We start from the raw sequence: 18,096 nt of genomic DNA on the forward strand, positions 1-18,096 counted from the left end.
ATAACCGGGAAGTTTCCGCCAGTCAAGGGAGTGCACAGTAACCGGAGGGGGCCGCCATCGGCGCTGTTGGAGGGGGGCGCGCCGATGACGGCGTGCTGCCGGCCGCGGTACGCAGGAGAGGGTTGGTCAGCGTTCGCAGCCAGCAGCGAGGCCGACGCCGTACCGCGGTGACTCTCCGGCAGCTCGCGGGTTGGACGAGCGGGGGTGGGGCGGGGTTCCCGACTCCCGCCCGTTTTCCCCAAGTTGGTGAAGCCGGGACCGACGGGACGGATGAGTCGGCCCATGGGGCCGACCGCGCTCCCGGCGTAGGGTCGGCGCATGAGCCAGTCGCTGACTCTCCTGACCGTCCTCGCCGGTCTTGCCGTGACCCTTGCCCTCTTCACCCTGCTGGCCCGGCACGTCCGGCGCCGCGGGACGGCGGGCGGGGCCCTGCGCGGGGCGCTGGCCGCGCACGACGAGGTGTGGCACGGGACGGCCGCGGACTCGTACGTCGAGCTCCAGGTGCAGACGGACCGGAAGTCGCCGCTTCCGGACGACCGGTGGAAGCGGCGCCCGAGAGGCTGAGCCGCGGTCGACGCACCGGGGTGACTCCCAGGTCCATCCCGTGGACGTCCCGGCGTCGGGGGCGGTCCTGGGCGATCATGAGCGTCATGCCCGTCGACACGCCCGCCCCGCAGTCCCTCTCCCTCCCCGGTTCCAAGTCCATCACCGCCCGCGCCCTGTTCCTGGCCGCCGCGGCCGACGGAGTGACCACCCTGGTACGCCCCCTCCGCTCGGACGACACGGAGGGCTTCGCCGAGGGCCTGGTCCGGCTCGGCTACCGGGTGGGCCGCACGCCGGACACCTGGCAGGTGGACGGCCGCCCGCAGGGACCGGCGGCCGCCGAGGCGGACGTGTACTGCCGTGACGGCGCGACGACCGCCCGCTTCCTGCCCACCCTGGCCGCGGCCGGCCACGGCACCTACCGCTTCGACGCCTCGCCCCAGATGCGCCGGCGGCCGCTGCTGCCCCTGTCGCGTGCACTGCGGGATCTGGGCGTGGACCTGCGCCACGAGGAGGCGGAGGGCCACCATCCGCTGACGGTACGGGCGGCGGGCGTCGAGGGGGGAGACGTGGTCCTGGACGCGGGCCAGTCCTCCCAGTACCTCACCGCGCTCCTGCTGCTCGGCCCCCTGACCCGCCGGGGTTTGCGCATCCGCGTCACCGACCTGGTGTCGGCGCCGTACGTCGAGATCACCCTCGCGATGATGCGGGCGTTCGGGGTGGAGGTGGCGAGGGAGGGCGACGTCTTCGTGGTCCCGCCGGGCGGCTATCGCGCCACGACCTACGCGATCGAGCCGGACGCGTCCACGGCGAGCTACTTCTTCGCGGCGGCGGCGATCACGCCGGGCGCCGAGGTGACGGTCCCCGGCCTGGGCGCCGGCGCGCTCCAGGGCGACCTCGGCTTCGTGGACGTACTGCGGCGGATGGGCGCGCGGGTGTCCGTCGGCGCCGACGCCACCACGGTCCGGGGCACCGGCGAACTGCGCGGCCTGACGGTCAACATGCGGGACATCTCCGACACCATGCCGACGCTCGCGGCGATCGCGCCGTTCGCCTCCGGCCCGGTCCGCATCGAGGACGTGGCCAACACCCGCGTCAAGGAGTGCGACCGGCTGGAGGCCTGCGCGGAGAACCTGCGCCGGATGGGCGTGCGGGTGGCGACCGGCCCGGACTGGATCGAGATCCGGCCCGGAGCAGCCACCGGGACTCGGGTGACGTCGTACGGCGACCACCGCATCGTCATGTCCTTCGCGGTCACCGGCCTCAGGGTCCCCGGAATCTCGTTCGACGACCCCGGCTGTGTACGGAAGACTTTCCCCGGTTTCCATGAGGCGTTCGCCGCACTGCGAACGAACATCGGGGGATGAACGGGCGTTGAGTTTCCAGCTGGAAGGGCCGGTCCTGGCAGGCGAGTCGGTACGCCTGGAACCGCTGGACCACGGGCACACGGCGGACCTGGCCGTGGCGGCGGAGGAGAACCGCGGTACATACGCGTTCACATGGGTGCCCAGGGCCGACGAGGTCGCCGACTACGTCGACGCGCAGCTCGCGCGGGCGGCGACGGGACGGCTGGCGCCCTACGCTCAGGTCTCGGTGGCCACCGGGCGGGCGGTCGGGGCGACGTCGTTCTGGGAGCCGCGGTGCTGGCGCTCCGACGACCAACTCGACGCCGTCGAGGTCGGCTTCACCTGGCTGGCCGCCTCGGCACAGGGCACCGGCATCAACGCCGAGGCCAAGCTGCTGCTCTTCCGGCACGCCTTCGAGGAGTGGGGCGTCGCCCGCGTCGACCTGAAGACCGACGCCCGCAACGACCGCTCCCGCGCCGCGATCCAGAGCGTCGGCGCCCGCTTCGAGGGCGTCCTGCGCAACTGGTCCCGCTCCTGGGCACCCGGCGAGGACGGACGGCTGCGGGACTCGGCGATCTTCTCCATCACGGCCCAGGAGTGGCCCGAATGCCGGAAACGGCTGGAGGAGCGAGTGGCGGGGTTCGTGGCACGGAGGGGCTGATCGGTGCTGTTGCGCGATGTCACGGTGGACGATGTGGACGCCTGCGTCCCGGATGCGGTGCGACCGTTCCTAATGCGTGTCCTGGCGTGATCCAGGGCCGGTCAACTCCCCGCCGGACAGCCGGAGTTGATCCAGTACGGTCGCCAGTACCGGATCCCCCTCCGCACCCGTCCGCACCGCCGCGAAGACGTGGCGGGACGGGGGTGCCTCGTCCTCCGTCGTCAGCAACGCCAGGTCCCGGTGGGCGTACGTCGCGCGGACCAGGCGCGGGACCAGCGCCACTCCCTGGCCCGCCTCGACCAGCGCCGCCAGCGCGCTCCAGTCGTTCACCGCGTGCCGGATGTCCGGCGTGAACCCGGCCGCCGCGCACACCGACCGCGCCACCGCGCCGACGCAGCTTCGGGCGTCCCCCACGATCCAGGCGTCGGAGGCCAGTTCACGCAGTGCGATCCGGCCGCGCCCGGCGAGGCGGTGCCCGGCCGGGACGGCGATGTCCATGACGTCGGTGAACAGCTCGGTGCGGCTGTAGCGGGCATCGGTGTGCGCAGGCGCCGCCGCGAAATGCACCGCCACCGCCACGTCCACCTGGCCGCCGTCCAACGCCGTGAACAGGTCCGGGGGTTCGGACTCGACCACGTCCACACGGACCCGCGGCAGGCGCTCGGCCAACGCCCGCAGCACACCCGGCAGCAGCCCGAGGACCCCGCTCGACAGACAGCCGATCGTCACCGACCCCCGCCCGCCCTCGCCGTACGCCGCCAAGTCGGCCCGCGCCCGCTCCAGTTGGGCCGCGATCGCCTCGGCGTGGGCCAGCAGCACGCGCGCCTGACCGGTCAGCCGCACGCCTCGGCCGTCCTTCTCCGTCAGCGCTACGCCCGTTTCGCGCGCCAGTGCCGCGATCTGCTGGGAGACGGCGGACGGGGTGAGATGCAGGGCCTCCGCCGTCCTCGCCAGACTGCCCCGGCGCTGGAGCTCACGCAGGACGGTCAGTCGACGCAGGTCGATGGTGAAGGGATCGCTTACTGGTTCCACCGTAAAAGATTAACTGGACCTGCGCGCCGGTGATCGGAACCATCGACACCATGACCGCCTACCTCATCCTCCACGGCTGGGAGAACCACCGGCCCGAGAAGCACTGGCAGTACTGGCTCGCCGACCGCCTCACCGACCTCGGCCACCATGTCGCCTACCCCCAGCTCCCCGACCCCGACGACCCCGGCCTCGACACCTGGCTCGCCGAGCTCACCCGGCATCTCGGCGCACTGCCCGCCACCGGGGAGCGTGTCGTCCTCGCCCACAGCGCCTCCGCCCTGCTGTGGCTGCACGCCGTCTCGCGCGGGCTCGTTAAGCACGGGTCCGCCGACCGTGTGCTGCTCGTCTCCCCGCCCTCCGCCTCCGTCGTCGTACGGCATCCGGAGATCGCCGCCTTCGCCCCGCCCGCGCTCGACTTCACCCTCCCCGGTTCCACCCGCCTGGTCGCCGGCGACGACGACCCGTACTGCCCGGAGGGGGCGCGCGAGACCTTCGGTGAGCCGCTCGGCATCGCCGCCGACATCCTCCCCGGCGCCGCCCACCTCGACCTGGACGCCGGCTACGGCGCCTGGCCCGCCGTACTGGACTGGTGCCTGGACCCGGACGCGAGGATCACACCTCGTCCGTAGCCGGAACCGCCCGCAACTGCGGTGTGCTCGCCCCGACGTACCCCACCGCCGCCACGCACATGAGACCGCCCGTGATCAGCGCCGTCACACCCGAACTCCAGCCCGCGACCAGGCCGCCGCGCAGGTTGCCGAGGTGCGGGCCCGCCTGGCCGACAATCGTCTCGGCGGCCGTGACCCGGCCGAGCAGGGCGTCAGGGGTGCGGGTCTGGACGATGGTCGTGCGGGAGAGAACGGCGAGGGCGTCCGCCGCGCCGGCCAGCGCCAGGATGCCGAGGCCCGCCCACGCGCTGGTGGTCAGGCCGAACAGCGCAAGGGCCGCGCCCCAGGTCGCCGACGCGCACAGCATCACCGGCCCGGGACGGGACAGCCGGGTCACCGGGCCGGAGAACACCGTCGCGGCGACACCGCCCACGGCGAGCGCGGACAGGAACAGGCCGAGCGTGCGCGGGTCACCTCCGAAGCGCTCCTCGTTGACCAGCGGGAACAGGCTCACCGGCATGGACAGGACGGTGGCGGCCAGGTCGGTCAGCAGGGCGCCGCGCACCACCCGGTGGCCGGTCAGGAAGCGCAGCCCGTCCAGGACGCCGTGCACCCCGGGCCGGGATTTCTCGCCCTCGGGCGGCAGCGCGGGCAGGCCGTAGGCGCCGTAGAAGGACATCGAGAAGCTCAGGGTGTCCAGGAGGTAGCAGACGCCGATGCCCCACCAGCCGAGCACGACCCCGGCGACGGCCGGGCCGACCAGCATCATCGCCTGACCGGTGACCTGCTGGAGCGCGAGACCGGCGGGCACCTGCTCGCGGGGCAGCAGTCTCGGCACGAACACTCCGGCGGCCGGGGCGCCGAGCGCGGCGAAGGAGGTCTGCGCCGCGACCAGCAGCAGGATGACCATCACCGGCGCGTGCCCGGCGAAGCCCTGTACGGCCAGCAGCAGGGAGCAGACCGCCGAGCCGACGGTGCCGGTGAGGTACACCCGGCGCCGGTCGGCCCGGTCGACCCAGGAACCCGCGAACAGGCTGACGCCGACCATCGGCACCGCCTGCGCGACGCCGACCGCGCCGCTCCAGACCGTGCTGTGGGTCATGTCCCAGACCTGGTACATGACGGTCACCATGGTCATGAAGGTGCCCAGCGTGGACACCGTGCGCCCGAACAGCAGCCGCCGGAAGACCGGCGAGGTGCGCAGGGGCCGTACATCGAGGAACGTACGGCTGAGGCTCATGACGCGGGGAGCGGAGCGGGGGTGGGCTGATGCACCCGGGGACGGTATCCGGCCGTCCCCGCCGCAGCCACCGAATAATCGCGTCAGGCGGAGTCGTTCAGCAGTCGGGCCAGGTGCTCGCGCCCCGCCTCCAGCAGCTCCTCCAGCGGCGCCGCCGCCTCGTACCACCGCTTCTCGTACTCCCAGCACAGCCAGCCGTCCCAGCCGTGCCGGGAGAGGACCTCCACGCACTCCGCGAGCGGCAGGACACCGGCGCCGAGCGCGACCGGGGTGGTGTCCTCGGCCGAGGCGATGTCCTTGACCTGGACGTATCCGAGGTGCGGGGCGAGGGCGGCGTAGGTCTCGGAGGGCTGTTCGCCGCCGAGCCAGGTGTGCATGACGTCCCAGAGCGAGCCGACCTGGCGGTGGCCGACCGGGCCGAGGATCCGGATCGCGTCGGCGCCGGTGCGGTGCGAGTCATGGGTCTCGAGCAGGATGCGTACGTCGAGGTCACCGGCGTACTCCGCGGCCGTACCGAGCCGCCGGGCGGCCGTGGCGTCGGCGTCCTCGCGGGACTGGTCGGAGGCGGCGCCGGGGAAGACGCGGACGTATCGGGCGCCGAGATCGCGGGCGAGGTCGAGGAGCCGGTGGATCTCCTCGACCACGGGCTCGTCGTCGCCGGGCGCGGCCACCCGCGCGTACCCGGCGAGCCCCAGCACCTCCACGCCGGCCGCCTTGAACTCGGCGACCGCGTCGGCCCGTTCGGCGAGCCCGATACCGGGGTGCACCGGCTCCTCCGGATGCGCGCGCAGTTCTACTCCGTGATAGCCGTGCGTGGTCGCGAGCCGCAGCACGTCGGCGAGGGGGAGGCCGGGGACACCGAGGGTGGAGAACGCCAGTTTCATGCGCCCTACTCTCACCCGGTGGGGTCGGTGAGGTCCAGCCGGACCACCCCCGTCACTCCCCCGTCCTGGTCAGGTCCAGTCGCCAGTCCTGTCCGTTCAGGTCCTTGCCGAAGGAGCGGTGGGGTTTCTCGGCGGCGAGGACGAAACCGTGGCGCTGGTAGATACGGCGGGCGGCGGTGAGGACGTCGTTCGTCCACAGCACCAGGTCGCGATAGCCGACACCGCGGGCGAAGTCGACGACCGCCGACACCAGCCGGTCCCCGATGCCGAGTCCGCGCGCCTCGGGCTCGACGAGGAGCAGCCGGAGCCGGGCGGTCGCGGGCGCCTCGTCCCGTACGCACATCACGCACCCCACCGGCCGCCCGTCCAGCTCGGCGATCCACACCCGCTCCAGATGCGGGTCGTGGTCCTCCGCGAAGTCGGCGACGATCCTGGCGACCAGGCCTTCGTAGTCGGCGTTGAAGCCGTACTCGGCGGCGTAGAGGGCCGCGTTGCGGGCCACGATCCAACCGAGGTCACCCGGGCCCGGCTCGCGCAGCAGGACGTCCTCGCGGCGGGGAGGGCGGCCGTCGGACAGGAGCGTGCGGACGGTCCGCATCGCCTCTGAGAGCCGGGGCCGGTCGGCGGAGGGGACGGTCGCCAGGAGCGCGCCCACCGATTCGTCGGCGCGCTCGGCGAGCAGCGCGGCGGTCTCCCTGCCGCGCGAGGTGAGTACGACCCGGCGCCGGCGCGGATCACGGTCCGAGGCCGTGCGCTCGATCAGTCCGTCCTGCTCGAACTTGTTCAGGATCCGGCTCAAGTACCCCGCGTCCAGCGAGAGTTCGGTGCGCAGATCGGCCGCGTCGGTGCGCGGTGAGTGCGCGAGCTCGTACAGGACGCGGGACTCGGTCAGGGTGTACGGCGCGTACAGCCGGCGGCTGTAGTCGAGGGCGCCGATGACGTTCGTGTAGAAGCGGTTGAAGGCGCGGATGTCCTGGACGGTCATGATCGGTCGACCCCCGGATGCTTGACTCAGTCAGAGATAGCGATGGACCGAGCGTAGGACGTCCGCGCCCGCCGCGGCTACCCCGCGGTGGTCGCCGTAACGGCACCACCTGTGCAGTCGTGGAGGTGGTACCGAAAACTCGTACCGACAGTGGTACGTTATTCCTGTACCACTTACGAGAGGATGGTGTTCGGCATGTCGATAAGCGCCAGTGAGGCAAGGAAGACCCTGTTCCCCCTCATCGAGCGGGTCAACAACGACCACACCGTCGTCGAGATCACCTCCCGGTCCGGTGATGCCGTGCTGATGTCCGCCGACGACTACCGCTCATGGCAGGAAACGGTGTATCTCCTGCGCTCTCCGGCCAATGCCGCCCGCTTGATGAAGGCGATCGCGGACTACCAGGCTGGAACGGAAACGGTCCCCAAGACCATGGACGAGCTGTACGGCGCGGTGGACGGTGAGACGTGAGGGACATCCGTTTCACGTCCTACGGATGGGACGACTTCATGTACTGGGCCACCACCGATCCGAAGATGTGCCGCCGTCTGGCGAAGGTGATCGATGACTGCCGACGCGATCCCTTCGCCGGAATCGGAAAGCCGGAACCGCTGAAGGGTGACCTGTCGGGGTTCTGGTCCCGCCGGATCAATGACGAACACCGCCTGGTGTACGCCGTCGAAGAGAAGGCCGTCGTGGTCATCAAAGCCCGCTACCACTACAGCTGACAGGGGGCCAGGCGGGCCGATCGGATACGGAGCAGCCCTGTCCCTCCCACCTCAGTCCCACCAGAAACGCCACTCCGTCCGCCCCACCAGCTCGCGCGCGTACTCCGGGAACGGCGTCGGCGGGTCGTCCACGATGTTGTCCGCGGTGGACAGCACATGCTCCAGGGCGAGTCTCTCGGCATCCGCCGGGTCGAGCGGCGGCCGGGCGACGGAGACATACAGCTCAGCGCCGTACGCGGCCACGACCCGGGCCCCGAACCGCTCCTCCCAGCTCCGCAGCAGGGCTCCCATGAGCGGCATCGGCGGGTCGTTGGTCCAGCCGATCACGGCCGGGACGTCTGCGGAGCTGCGGGCGGGGACGAGGACGAGGCTGAGGGAGCTCGCGTACGGCCCGGTGCGCAGGAGATCCGCGACAGTACGACCCGCCACCTCCTCGGGACCCGGACCGGCACCGGTGTCCGGACCGGCGGGTGCGAGGCCCGGCCAGCTCTCGAACGGCGGTCCCGGATCGTGCGGCCAGGGCTCGACGTCCTCTGGGGTGTCGTCCGAGGGCTCCGTGGAGGAGGGATCGGACCAGGACGGCAGCCGTCGCTCCCGGTACTCCGCGAAGTCGGCCGCGAGGACATCGTCCAGGCGTACGGCGTCGGCGGCGGCCGGATCCGCGGGTCGTGAGGAGTCGTCGGGCCAACACAGGTGCGGGTGCAGCCCGGTGACGGCGGCCTGCCTCAGCAGATCCGCCCACAACTCCTCCATGTCGTCCGGCAGTTCGTCGGAGACCCAGATTTCCGTCGGACCCCGTCGCTCGAACCGCCCGGTGGGCAGCCCGTGGGGAAGGGAAAAGACCATGCCAGGACGATAGAGGGGACCACTGACAACGAACCTTTCGAGGACCCGGCGGCCCCTGAATTCGGTGGACAGCGATCACGCCGCCGACAGACTGGTCCGATGACCACCACAGACCCCGCCGCCGACCTACGCCTCTACCTCCAGGACGCCCGCGACTCCCTGCTCCTGAAGCTCGACGGCCTCTCCGAGTACGACGTCCGCCGCCCTCTCACCCCGACCGGCACCAACCTCCTGGGACTGGTGAAGCACCTCACCGGTGCCGAGGCGATCTACTTCGGCGAGACCTTCGGCCGGCCGCTCCCCGGGGCCCAGCCCCTGTGGATCACCGGCGCCGCCGAACCGAACGCCGACCTGTGGGCGACCGCCGAGGAGACCCGCGAACACATAGTCGACGGCTACCGCCGGGCCTGCGCCCACGCGGACGAAACCCTCGACACCCTCCCGCTGAACACCGTGGGCCGAGTCCCCTGGCCCCCGCACTCCGAACTCACCCTCCACCGCATCCTGATCCACATGATCGCCGAGAGCCACCGCCACGTCGGTCACGCCGACGTCGTACGCGAACTCGCGGACGGCTCGGTGGGCCAGCGGTCGGAGGGCGACAACATGGCGCCGGGTGACGGGGCTTGGTGGGAGCAGTACCGCAGCCGGGTGGAGGAGGCGGCGAGAAAGGCAGCCGGGCAATAGCGGTTTCTCGCCCGGACACCGCCTCAGCCGAGCCTCCTGGGGGCGCGGGGAACTGCGCGACCAGCCCCCACGGCCCCGCACCCGTCGCCGAAGCGGCTACGACCGGCCCCGCCGCCCGGGCGATAGTGGTTTCCCACCCAGACACCGGCCCGGTCGAACCCCCTGGGGGCGCGGGGAACTGCGCGACCAGCCCCCAGGGCCCCGCGCCCGTCGACGAACGAGCACCGACCGGCCCCACCGCCCGGGCAATAGCGGTCTCCCACCCAGACACCGGCCCGGTCGAACCCCCTGGGGGCGCGGGGAACTGCGCGACCAGCCCCCACGGCCCCGCACCCGTCGACGAACGAGCACCGACCGGCCCCACCGCCCGGGCAATAGCGGTTTCCCACCCAGACACCGTCTCAGCCGAGCCTCCTGGGGGCGCGGGGAACTGCGCGACCAGCCCCCACGGCCCCGCACCCGTCGACGAACGAGCACCGACCGGCCCCACCCTCGTCAACCAAAAAGCAGCCCGGCACGGTCGAACCCCGCGCCACATCAACCCCGCGGCGCCCCAGAAGACCCCCGCACCATCAACTCCCCCCGAACCGTCGCGATCCCCCCGGGCGGCGGCTCCTCCCGCCCCATGGCGATCCGCCCCGCCCGGGCCCCCGCCTCCGCCAACGGCAACCGCACCGTCGTCAGCGCGGGCACCGCGTCGATGCTGAACGGCAGGTCGTCGAACCCGGCGACGGACACGTCGTCCGGAATCCGCAGCCCCGAGTCCCGCAGCGCCGCACACGCGCCCAGCGCGACGGAGTCGTTCGCGGCGACGACGGCCGTGAGCGACGGGTCCCGCCGCAGCAGCTCCAGCGTGGCCTCGTACCCGGACCGCCGGTCGTAGCGGCCGTGCACGGTCCAGCGAGGGTCCTCCTCGATCCCGTGCGCCTCCAGCGCCGCCCGGTGCCCCTCCAACCGGTGCCGGGTCGTCGTCCGCTCCTCGGGGCCCGCGATGTAACCGAGCCTGCGGTGGCCGAGCCCGATGAGATGCTCGGTCAGCTCGCGACCGCCGCCCCGGTTGTCGAAGGTCAGCGCGAACGCCCCGGTCTCCGGCGCCGGAGGGCGTCCGCACAGCACGATCCGCGTCCCCGCGTCCGCGAGTTTCCGCAGCTTGGCGGACATCGCGGCCTGGTGCGGCGCGGCCTCCGTCGCCCCACCCGTCAGCACGACCGCCGCCGCCCGCTGCCGCTGGAGCAGGGTGAGATACGTCAACTCCCGCTCCGGAGAACCCCCGGTGTTGCAGACGACTCCGAGCCGCTCACCGCCCGCGCGCCCGCCCGGCCCGCCGATCTCCGACTGGATCGCGCCGGCCATGATCCCGAAGAAGGGGTCGGCGATGTCGTTCACGAGGATCCCGACGAGGTCCGAGGTGGCGGCGGCGAGCGAGCTCGCCGGACCGTTCAGTACGTAGTCCAGCTCGTCCACGGCCCGCAGCACCCGCTCACGGGTGGACGTGGCCACGGGGTAGTTCCCGTTCAGTACGCGCGACACCGTCGCGGGGGAGACCTGGGCGCGGGCCGCCACGTCCGCCAGGGTCACCGTCATCTCGTCGTCCTCCGGTCGCGCGCCTTCGCGTGCCGCAGCGTGCTTGGGCGCATCTCAGTCGTACTCCGTCGTACACGCGGGCCCCCACGGCCCGGTTCCGAGCCGACCTTAAGCCCCCCGACCGCCGTCGTTCGCCCCCTCGAACAACTCAACCGGTTCGCGGTCTTGTCCAGACCGCTGGTCAGAGGCTAGCTTCTACCTAGATAGAAAGCGCTTGCTGTAACGCTCGTCAGTGGGGGGCGTGCGCGGCGCGCACAACCGCGTACGACTCCTATGAAGGGAATGACGTGACACGCAAGACGGTGCGTATCGCCATGAACGGTGTGACGGGGCGCATGGGCTACCGCCAGCACCTCGTCCGCTCGATCCTCGCCATCCGCGAGCAGGGCGGTCTCGACCTCGGGGACGGCAACGTGCTGTGGCCCGAGCCGATCCTCGTGGGCCGCCGTGAGCACGCGCTGAAGGCCCTCGCCGAGCAGCACGGCCTGGACCCGGCGAACGTCTCCACCGACGTGGACGCGGTCCTCGCCGACCCGACCGTCGAGATCTACTTCGACGCCCAGGTGACCTCCGCGCGCGAGGAGGCCATCAAGAAGGCGATCGCCGCAGGCAAGCACATCTACACCGAGAAGCCGACCGCCACCGGCCTCGACGGCGCCCTGGAGCTGGCCCGTCTCGCCGAGGCGAAGGGCATCAAGCACGGCGTCGTCCAGGACAAGCTCTTCCTCCCGGGCCTGCTCAAACTGAAGCGCCTCATCGACGGCGGCTTCTTCGGCCGGATCCTCTCGATCCGCGGCGAGTTCGGCTACTGGGTCTTCGAGGGCGACTGGCAGCAGGCCCAGCGCCCGAGCTGGAACTACCGCGCCGAGGACGGCGGTGGCATCGTTGTCGACATGTTCCCGCACTGGGAGTACGTCCTCCACGAGCTCTTCGGCCGCGTGAAGTCCGTCCAGGCTCTCACCGCCACCCACATCCCCCAGCGCTGGGACGAGAACGACAAGCCCTATGACGCCACCGCCGACGACGCCGCCTACGGCATCTTCGAGCTCGACGGCGGCGCGATCGCCCAGTTCAACTCCTCCTGGACCGTCCGCGTCAACCGCGACGAGCTCGTCGAGTTCCAGGTCGACGGCACGGAGGGCTCCGCGGTCGCCGGTCTGCGCAACTGCCGCGTCCAGCACCGCTCCGCCACCCCCAAGCCCGTCTGGAACCCGGACATCCCGGTCACCGAGGCCTTCCGTGACCAGTGGCAGGAGGTCCCCGACAACGCGGACTTCGACAACGGCTTCAAGGCCCAGTGGGAGCTCTTCCTCAAGCACGTCTACGCCGACGCCCCCTACCAGTGGGACCTCCTCGCCGGCGCCCGCGGCGTCCAGCTCGCCGAACTGGGCCTGAAGTCCTCGGCGGAGGGCCGCCGTCTCGATGTCCCGGAGATCTCGCTGTGACGATCCAACTCCCCACCGGTGACGGAGGATTCAAGGCGTACGAGCCCCGCGAGGAGCCCTTCGCCGCCACCCCCGGCACCCCCTTCACCTCCCGTACGGTCTTCTCGGCGGCGCACGTCGTCGCCGACCCGTTCGCCGACTCCACGCCGGACTCCCCGGCCGCCGTCGACTGGGACGCCACCCTCGCCTTCCGCCGCCACCTGTGGTCGCACGGGCTCGGGGTCGCCGAGGCCATGGACACCGCCCAGCGCGGGATGGGCCTGGACTGGGCGGGCGCGGCCGAACTGATCCGCCGCAGCGCCGCCGAGGCCAAGTCGGTCGGCGGTCTCATCGCCTGCGGCGTCGGCACCGACCAGCTCACCGGTCCCGCGACCCTGGACGAGGTCCGCGCGGCCTACGAGGAGCAGCTCGCCCTCGTCGAGCAGTCCGGCGCACAGGCCATCCTGATGGCCTCCCGGGCCCTCGCGGCGGCCGCCAAGGGCCCCGAGGACTACCTGGAGGTCTACGGCCACCTCCTGCGCCAGGCCACCGAGCCGGTCATCCTGCACTGGCTGGGCCCGATGTTCGACCCGGCACTCGAGGGCTACTGGGGCTCCAGCGACCTCGACGCGGCCACGGACACGTTCCTCCAGGTCATCGCGGCCCACCCGGACAAGGTCGACGGCATCAAGGTCTCGCTCCTGGAGGCCCAGCGCGAGATCGACATCCGCCGCCGGCTCCCGCAGGGCGTCCGCTGCTACACCGGCGACGACTTCAACTACCCCGAGCTGATCGCGGGCGACGACCAGGGCTTCTCCCACGCCCTGCTCGGCATCTTCGACCCGCTGGGCCCGCTCGCGGCCGAGGCGGTCCGCGTGCTGGACACCGGTGACGCCAAGGGCTTCCGCGAACTCCTCGACCCCACGGTCGAGTTGTCCCGGCACCTCTTCCAGGCGCCCACCCGTTTCTACAAGACGGGCGTGGTGTTCCTGGCCTGGCTGTCCGGCCACCAGTCGCACTTCACGATGGTCGGCGGCCTCCAGTCGGCCCGCTCCCTCCCGCACTTCGCGCGCGCCTACGAACTCGCCGACGGTCTGGGCCTGTTCCCGGACCCGAAGCTGGCCGAGGAGCGCATGAAGAACCTGCTCTCGCTGTACGGAGTGACCCAGTGACCGGCGACCTGTCCCGCTTCTCCATCAACCAGATGACGGTCAAGCAGCTGTCGATCCCGGAACTGGTCGACGCCTGCCGCGACCTGGGCATCGGCAACGTCGGCCTGTGGCGCGAGCCCGTCCAGTCGTACGGCGTCGAGGAGACGGCCAAGCTGGTCCGCGACGCGGGTCTGACCGTCACCACCCTGTGCCGCGGCGGCTTCTTCACGGCCATCGACCCGGACGAGCGGGCCGCAGCCCTGGACGACAACCGGCGCGCGGTCGACGAGGCGGCCACCCTCGGCACCGACACGCTGGTCCTGGTCTCCGGCGGCCTCCCGGCGGGCTCGAAGGACCTGCACGGCGCCCGCGAACGCATCGCGGACGCCCTGTCCGTCCTGGGCCCGTACGCCGAGGAGCACGGGGTGAGGCTGGCCATCGAGCCGCTGCACCCCATGTACGCCTCGGACCGCTGTGTGGTCTCGACGCTCACCCAGGCCCTCGACCTGGCGGAGCGCTTCCCCGCCCGGCAGGTCGGTGTCACGGTGGACACGTACCACATCTGGTGGGACGACAACGCGCCCGCGCAGATCGCCCGCGCGGGCGCCGGCGGCCGTATCCACACCTTCCAGCTCGCGGATTGGACGACCCCGCTGCCGGAGGGCGTGCTGAACGGCCGTGGCCAGATCGGCGACGGCTCGATCGACATGCGGGAGTGGCAGCGGTACGTCGAGGCGGCCGGGTACACGGGCGCCATCGAGGTCGAGCTGTTCAACGACGCGCTGTGGGCCCGCGACGGCCGCGAGGTCCTGGCGGAGACCGCGGAACGGTTCGTGGCCCACACCTTGTGACGGTCTGTTCGGTCCCCACCCGCCGGGCCCTGGGTGGGGACCGTGAGCCCTACGGATTCCGGAACACCGTCGTGAAGGTGTGGTCGAAACGCCGGGCGGCCAGGTCCGCGCGCTGGATGGCCCAGTGGACGGTGGCGCCCTCCAGCCCGTCGATCCAGGGAGTCCAGTCGGCGAGCAGGACCCAGTCCGCGAGGTCGGCCGACACCGGCTCGCCGCCGCCCCAGCGCCCCGCTTGCGCCTCGTCGACCGCGTACGACATGGCCCGCCCGACGGGGTCCGTGTCGATGGCCTCCTCGTCGGCGTACCCACCGAGCTGGAGCCGCCCCGAGGAGACGATGTCGCCGTAAGTCTCGTGCCACACCGCGGCCAGTTCCTCGGAGCGCGGATGCCCGGGCAGCGGCTCGTAGTGGGGCGCCTCGGGTAGGTCGACCCAGTGGTGGTACGGCAGCGAGACGTCGACCGTCGCCCGGAGCTGCTCCTGCGGGAACTGCGCGAAGACCTCCTGGTACTCGTCGTCGTTGTCGAACCAGGCCCACCCTTCCTTGTCCCGCTCCTCCACGGTGGTGCCCGCGGGGACGTATACCACGCTCCCCATGTTCTCCCCGTCGCCGAAGTCCTCGGGGTAGGCGAACAGCAGCAGGTGGCCGTCGGGCGGCAGCGGAAGGTCCGTCGCACCGGCGGGCAGGGCCGCGAGGTCGATGGACGCGACGAAGGGGTGGAAGGGGTGCGGTGTCCCGACCGGAAGCATCAACGGCCCTCCGAACCGCCCCACCACTGGCCCGTCCCCGTCCTCGGCCAGCGTCGCGCAGGGCCGGGCGGTGTGCATCCACCGCTCCACGTCCTCGGCGGGTATCCCACGCGCGAGCGCCTTGTCCCGGAAGGGCTCTGATCTCTTGCGCATCTCGTCAGGAGTCATGGAGGAAACCTAGGGCCGGGCACTGACAAAAAAATCCGTGGACCCGTACAACCCTTCCCCCACCTGGCCGGTCGTACGTGGCATCAGGACTCTTGGAGGGGGATCCGGGGGGATCGCGGGGGTTCTGACGGGGAGGGAAAACCCGAAGGGGTCCGGTCGTCAGACCGGGCCCCTTCGAAGTATGTGCACAGCCCGCTCAAGGGGCGGGAGGTGGGTGCACGGACGCAACGGGTGTTACTCAGACCGCAGTTGAGTACGCGTGCTCATACTCGCGGCTCGCCGCGCGACCAGTATGGAACCACGGCGCCGACGAGAGCGCCGAGGGGATCCAACTGAACCTGTGGGGAAATTTCTCATGTCGCGTCGTATCGCCGTTTCCGTTGCTGCCGGTGTCGTCGTCCTCGGAGGTGCCGGTGCCTTCGCTCTCGCCTATGCCGGGGACCAGTCGCCTGCGCTGGCGCACAGCTCGGCCCGTTACACCGCTCCCGCCGCAGGCCACGACGGCTCGTTGACCTTCACCACCGATGTCACGGCGTCCTCCGAGGTCAAGAGCGTGAAGGTGCTGGCCTGGCCGGCGAGCTCGTCCTTCGCGAAGAAGGGGCTGACGGTCAAGGACATGGCCGCCGTCGAGTCGGCCGTCTGCAAGCCCTCGGGCGGGGACAGTGAGCGGTGCACCTACAAGGTGCCCGTCACCCGTGCCGATGCCGAGGGCTCCCCGCGGGGTCTGTGGCACGTGGCCGTCCTGGTCACCGCCAAGGACGGCGACACGACCCTGGACACCAAGGCGGCCGACTTCACGGTGGCCTGATCCGAACGTGCGGGTGATGGTGGAGCGCGTGCGGCCCGGGGCCACGCCACACACGCTCGTGGGCCACCTGCGCAGCACGCTGGTGCCCCACCCGGGGAACGGGTGACGCCGCCCACGTGATGTCCCCCTTCGCCGGCGAGGGCGCCGACCTGGCTATGTACGACGCCGCCGAACTCGCCCAGGCCATCGCCGCCCACCCCGGGGACACACCGAGGCCGCCCTCGCCGGGTACGAGGAAGCGCTCTTCCCTCGCAGTGAGGCGTGGGCCGCAGACTCCGCCGAGAGCCTGGACACCACGTTCGGCGAGCAGGGCCTGAAGCAGATGGCCGCGTTCTTCAGCGGCCGCTCGGCAGGCCAGTGGGCGCCCGCACGCCCCTGCCCTGCCCTCGCGATGAACGTCTTGCGCAGCCGCCTGACGATCCGGCTGCCGTTCGGGGTGCGGCGTCCATCGACGCCCAGCCGATCCCGCGCGAATGATCCGTGGCCGCCCGCCTAGAAGAACACCCCGCACCTGAGCAGCACATTCGCGTACGGCCGCGCTTCCCCCGTGCGCACGACCAGTCGCGCGCCCGCCGACAGCTCCTTGAGCTTCTCGTGGGAGACCAGGTGCAGTTCGGGCAGGCGGGCGTGCAGCAGCTCCGCGGCCGCGGGGTTGGCGCCCCGCACCTCCTCCGCCGCCGTGCCGCCCTCCACGACCAGCTCGGCGAGCAGCCCGTCGAGCACCTCCGCGAAGGACGGCACCCCGGCCCGGAAGGCCAGGTCCACCACGCGCGGCCCGTCGGGGATCGGCATGCCGGCGTCGCACACCAGCACTCCGTCGCCGTGCCCCAGCTCGGCGAGGGCGCCGGAGAGGTGACGGTTCAGTATTCCGGCCTTCTTCACAGGGCCTCGACCTCCTCCGACGTGGGGAAGGAGTCCTGCGCGCCCTTCCGGGTCACCGCGACCGCCCCGACGCGGGACGCGTACGCGGCCGCCTCCGCCAAAGAGGCACCCTCCCCGAGCCGGAACGCCAGCGCCGCCGTGAAAGCGTCCCCGGCCCCCGTGGTGTCCACGGCGTCCACCTTCACCGACGCCACCCGGGTCACGTTCCCGGACGAGGACGCCACTAGCGACCCCTCCGCACCCAGCGTCACCACCACCGACCGCGGCCCCTTCGCGAGCAGCAGCCGCGCCCAGTCCTCCGGCGCGTCGCTCACGCACGCGTCCCCGAGGATCACCTTCGCCTCGTGCTCGTTGACGATCAGCGGGTCGCAGGCGGCCAGCACCTCGGTGGGCAACGGCCGCGGCGGCGACGGGTTCAGTACGAACCGGCTGTCCGGCGACAGACTCCGTACGACCTCCACGACCGTCTCCAGCGGGATCTCCAGCTGGGTCGACACCACCCGGGAGGCGTGGAAGAGGCTGACCGCGGCCCGTACGTCCCCCGGCGTCAGGCGCCCGTTGGCGCCCGGCGAGACCACGATGCTGTTGTCCCCCGACGGGTCGACGGTGATCAGCGCGACCCCCGTCGGCGCCCCGCCCACCAGCACGCCCACCGTGTCGACCCCGGCCGCCCGCTGCGAGTCGAGCAGCAGCCGGCCGTGCCCGTCGTCGCCGACGCGGGCCAGCAACGCCGTACGGGCGCCCAACCGGGCCGCCGCGACCGCCTGGTTGGCGCCCTTGCCCCCCGGGTGCACGGCCAGGTCCGAGCCGAGCACCGTCTCGCCGGCCCCCGGCCGCCGCTCCACGCCGATCACCAGGTCGGCGTTGGCCGACCCTACGACCAGAAGGTCGTAGTCGTACATGAATGACTCCCCTAGTCA

The 18,096-nt window shown here is 71.8% G+C and carries 20 protein-coding genes and 1 pseudogene; 12 read left to right on the forward strand and 9 right to left on the reverse strand.

Annotation, left to right across the window (positions count from 1 at the left end):
* The first annotated feature begins 318 nt into the window (after window positions 1-318).
* From ABZT02_RS13220 to ABZT02_RS13230, 3 genes are all read left to right on the forward strand, one after another.
* The gene (locus tag ABZT02_RS13220; RefSeq protein WP_356017241.1) at window positions 319-564 is read left to right on the forward strand and encodes a hypothetical protein; all 246 of its coding nucleotides are present in this window, start codon (window positions 319-321) and stop codon (window positions 562-564) included.
* Between the two features lie 86 nt (window positions 565-650).
* Window positions 651-1,910, forward strand: a complete 1,260-nt coding sequence (aroA, locus tag ABZT02_RS13225; RefSeq protein ID WP_356017244.1) for a 3-phosphoshikimate 1-carboxyvinyltransferase — start codon at window positions 651-653, stop codon at window positions 1,908-1,910.
* Between the two features lie 7 nt (window positions 1,911-1,917).
* Window positions 1,918-2,550 carry a GNAT family protein gene (locus ABZT02_RS13230; protein WP_356017246.1) on the forward strand — a complete coding sequence of 211 codons (633 nt, stop codon included), beginning with the start codon at window positions 1,918-1,920 and terminating at the stop codon, window positions 2,548-2,550.
* A gap of 69 nt (window positions 2,551-2,619) precedes the next feature.
* Here ABZT02_RS13230 and ABZT02_RS13235 read toward each other — a convergent pair whose 3' ends face one another.
* Window positions 2,620-3,582, reverse strand: coding sequence for a LysR family transcriptional regulator (locus ABZT02_RS13235; protein WP_356017247.1), 963 nt, complete (start codon window positions 3,580-3,582; stop codon window positions 2,620-2,622).
* A gap of 50 nt (window positions 3,583-3,632) precedes the next feature.
* On the opposite strand from ABZT02_RS13235, the gene ABZT02_RS13240 reads away from it, so the two are divergent.
* A complete protein-coding gene (locus tag ABZT02_RS13240; RefSeq protein WP_356017248.1) occupies window positions 3,633-4,211 on the forward strand; it encodes an alpha/beta hydrolase in 579 nt (192 codons plus the stop codon).
* Here ABZT02_RS13240 and ABZT02_RS13245 read toward each other — a convergent pair.
* From ABZT02_RS13245 to ABZT02_RS13255, 3 genes are all read right to left on the reverse strand, one after another.
* Complete coding sequence (locus ABZT02_RS13245; RefSeq protein ID WP_356017250.1) at window positions 4,195-5,430, reverse strand: MFS transporter; 1,236 nt, start codon at window positions 5,428-5,430, stop codon at window positions 4,195-4,197. The genes ABZT02_RS13240 and ABZT02_RS13245 overlap by 17 nt on opposite strands.
* An 83-nt stretch (window positions 5,431-5,513) precedes the next feature.
* The gene (locus tag ABZT02_RS13250) at window positions 5,514-6,314 is read right to left on the reverse strand and encodes a sugar phosphate isomerase/epimerase family protein (protein WP_356017253.1); all 801 of its coding nucleotides are present in this window, start codon (window positions 6,312-6,314) and stop codon (window positions 5,514-5,516) included.
* Between the two features lie 52 nt (window positions 6,315-6,366).
* Window positions 6,367-7,299, reverse strand: a complete 933-nt coding sequence (locus tag ABZT02_RS13255; RefSeq protein ID WP_356017255.1) for a helix-turn-helix domain-containing GNAT family N-acetyltransferase — start codon at window positions 7,297-7,299, stop codon at window positions 6,367-6,369.
* 195 nt (window positions 7,300-7,494) lie between these two features.
* Between ABZT02_RS13255 and ABZT02_RS13260 the strand changes: the two genes are divergently transcribed.
* Window positions 7,495-7,770, forward strand: coding sequence for a type II toxin-antitoxin system Phd/YefM family antitoxin (locus ABZT02_RS13260; RefSeq protein WP_356017257.1), 276 nt, complete (start codon window positions 7,495-7,497; stop codon window positions 7,768-7,770).
* Complete coding sequence (locus tag ABZT02_RS13265) at window positions 7,767-8,027, forward strand: Txe/YoeB family addiction module toxin (RefSeq protein WP_356017259.1); 261 nt, start codon at window positions 7,767-7,769, stop codon at window positions 8,025-8,027. The genes ABZT02_RS13260 and ABZT02_RS13265 overlap by 4 nt, the downstream gene beginning before the upstream one ends.
* Window positions 8,028-8,078: 51 nt before the next feature.
* On the opposite strand, the gene ABZT02_RS13270 is transcribed toward ABZT02_RS13265, so the two are convergent.
* A complete protein-coding gene (locus ABZT02_RS13270; protein ID WP_356017261.1) occupies window positions 8,079-8,873 on the reverse strand; it encodes a DUF4253 domain-containing protein in 795 nt (264 codons plus the stop codon).
* Between the two features lie 99 nt (window positions 8,874-8,972).
* On the opposite strand from ABZT02_RS13270, the gene ABZT02_RS13275 reads away from it, so the two are divergent.
* Entirely contained in the window at window positions 8,973-9,560 is a 588-nt protein-coding gene (locus tag ABZT02_RS13275; RefSeq protein WP_356017263.1) for a DinB family protein, read from the forward strand.
* Window positions 9,561-10,097: 537 nt separating this feature from the next.
* Here the strand turns inward: ABZT02_RS13275 and ABZT02_RS13280 are convergent.
* The gene (locus ABZT02_RS13280; RefSeq protein WP_356017264.1) at window positions 10,098-11,144 is read right to left on the reverse strand and encodes a LacI family DNA-binding transcriptional regulator; all 1,047 of its coding nucleotides are present in this window, start codon (window positions 11,142-11,144) and stop codon (window positions 10,098-10,100) included.
* A 287-nt stretch (window positions 11,145-11,431) separates the two neighbouring features.
* On the opposite strand from ABZT02_RS13280, the gene ABZT02_RS13285 reads away from it, so the two are divergent.
* From ABZT02_RS13285 to ABZT02_RS13295, 3 genes are read left to right on the forward strand one after another with little or no spacing between them, the layout of a single operon-like run.
* Window positions 11,432-12,589 carry a Gfo/Idh/MocA family oxidoreductase gene (locus ABZT02_RS13285; RefSeq protein WP_356017267.1) on the forward strand — a complete coding sequence of 386 codons (1,158 nt, stop codon included), beginning with the start codon at window positions 11,432-11,434 and terminating at the stop codon, window positions 12,587-12,589.
* Entirely contained in the window at window positions 12,586-13,740 is a 1,155-nt protein-coding gene (locus ABZT02_RS13290) for a dihydrodipicolinate synthase family protein (protein ID WP_356017269.1), read from the forward strand. The genes ABZT02_RS13285 and ABZT02_RS13290 overlap by 4 nt, the downstream gene beginning before the upstream one ends.
* A gap of 32 nt (window positions 13,741-13,772) precedes the next feature.
* Window positions 13,773-14,570: a sugar phosphate isomerase/epimerase family protein gene (locus tag ABZT02_RS13295; RefSeq protein WP_356017972.1), complete on the forward strand. Its 798-nt coding sequence runs from the start codon at window positions 13,773-13,775 to the stop codon at window positions 14,568-14,570.
* Between the two features lie 49 nt (window positions 14,571-14,619).
* Here ABZT02_RS13295 and ABZT02_RS13300 read toward each other — a convergent pair whose 3' ends face one another.
* Window positions 14,620-15,486: a DUF1963 domain-containing protein gene (locus ABZT02_RS13300; RefSeq protein WP_356017271.1), complete on the reverse strand. Its 867-nt coding sequence runs from the start codon at window positions 15,484-15,486 to the stop codon at window positions 14,620-14,622.
* Between the two features lie 355 nt (window positions 15,487-15,841).
* Here ABZT02_RS13300 and ABZT02_RS13305 point away from each other — a divergent pair, with 355 nt between their 5' ends.
* Window positions 15,842-16,294 (forward strand): DUF5707 domain-containing protein, encoded by a 453-nt coding sequence (locus tag ABZT02_RS13305; RefSeq protein WP_356017272.1) that lies wholly within the window; start codon window positions 15,842-15,844, stop codon window positions 16,292-16,294.
* Between the two features lie 101 nt (window positions 16,295-16,395).
* A pseudogene (locus ABZT02_RS13310) lies at window positions 16,396-16,634 on the forward strand (FAD-dependent monooxygenase); the annotation flags it as partial.
* Window positions 16,635-16,786: 152 nt separating this feature from the next.
* Here the strand turns inward: ABZT02_RS13310 and rbsD are convergent.
* Complete coding sequence (gene rbsD, locus ABZT02_RS13315) at window positions 16,787-17,176, reverse strand: D-ribose pyranase (protein WP_356017274.1); 390 nt, start codon at window positions 17,174-17,176, stop codon at window positions 16,787-16,789.
* Window positions 17,173-18,078 carry a ribokinase gene (locus tag ABZT02_RS13320; protein ID WP_356017276.1) on the reverse strand — a complete coding sequence of 302 codons (906 nt, stop codon included), beginning with the start codon at window positions 18,076-18,078 and terminating at the stop codon, window positions 17,173-17,175. The genes rbsD and ABZT02_RS13320 overlap by 4 nt, the downstream gene beginning before the upstream one ends.
* Window positions 18,079-18,096: the final 18 nt, after the last annotated feature.

It is taken from the genome of Streptomyces sp. NPDC005402, from assembly GCF_040606575.1.
Taxonomy (GTDB): Bacteria; Actinomycetota; Actinomycetes; order Streptomycetales; family Streptomycetaceae; genus Streptomyces.

Excerpts from the sequence above, each read along its gene's own strand:
- ABZT02_RS13220 (WP_356017241.1), top strand. The coding sequence starts at position 319 with ATGAGCCAGTCGCTGACTCTCCTGACCGTCCTCGCCGGTCTTGCCGTG.
- aroA (WP_356017244.1), top strand. The coding sequence starts at position 651 with ATGCCCGTCGACACGCCCGCCCCGCAGTCCCTCTCCCTCCCCGGTTCC.
- ABZT02_RS13240 (WP_356017248.1), top strand. The coding sequence starts at position 3,633 with ATGACCGCCTACCTCATCCTCCACGGCTGGGAGAACCACCGGCCCGAG.
- ABZT02_RS13245 (WP_356017250.1), bottom strand. The coding sequence starts at position 5,430 with ATGAGCCTCAGCCGTACGTTCCTCGATGTACGGCCCCTGCGCACCTCG.
- ABZT02_RS13250 (WP_356017253.1), bottom strand. The coding sequence starts at position 6,314 with ATGAAACTGGCGTTCTCCACCCTCGGTGTCCCCGGCCTCCCCCTCGCC.
- ABZT02_RS13255 (WP_356017255.1), bottom strand. The coding sequence starts at position 7,299 with ATGACCGTCCAGGACATCCGCGCCTTCAACCGCTTCTACACGAACGTC.
- ABZT02_RS13260 (WP_356017257.1), top strand. The coding sequence starts at position 7,495 with ATGTCGATAAGCGCCAGTGAGGCAAGGAAGACCCTGTTCCCCCTCATC.
- ABZT02_RS13270 (WP_356017261.1), bottom strand. The coding sequence starts at position 8,873 with ATGGTCTTTTCCCTTCCCCACGGGCTGCCCACCGGGCGGTTCGAGCGA.
- ABZT02_RS13275 (WP_356017263.1), top strand. The coding sequence starts at position 8,973 with ATGACCACCACAGACCCCGCCGCCGACCTACGCCTCTACCTCCAGGAC.
- ABZT02_RS13280 (WP_356017264.1), bottom strand. The coding sequence starts at position 11,144 with ATGACGGTGACCCTGGCGGACGTGGCGGCCCGCGCCCAGGTCTCCCCC.
- ABZT02_RS13295 (WP_356017972.1), top strand. The coding sequence starts at position 13,773 with ATGACGGTCAAGCAGCTGTCGATCCCGGAACTGGTCGACGCCTGCCGC.
- ABZT02_RS13300 (WP_356017271.1), bottom strand. The coding sequence starts at position 15,486 with ATGACTCCTGACGAGATGCGCAAGAGATCAGAGCCCTTCCGGGACAAG.
- ABZT02_RS13305 (WP_356017272.1), top strand. The coding sequence starts at position 15,842 with ATGTCGCGTCGTATCGCCGTTTCCGTTGCTGCCGGTGTCGTCGTCCTC.
- ABZT02_RS13320 (WP_356017276.1), bottom strand. The coding sequence starts at position 18,078 with ATGTACGACTACGACCTTCTGGTCGTAGGGTCGGCCAACGCCGACCTG.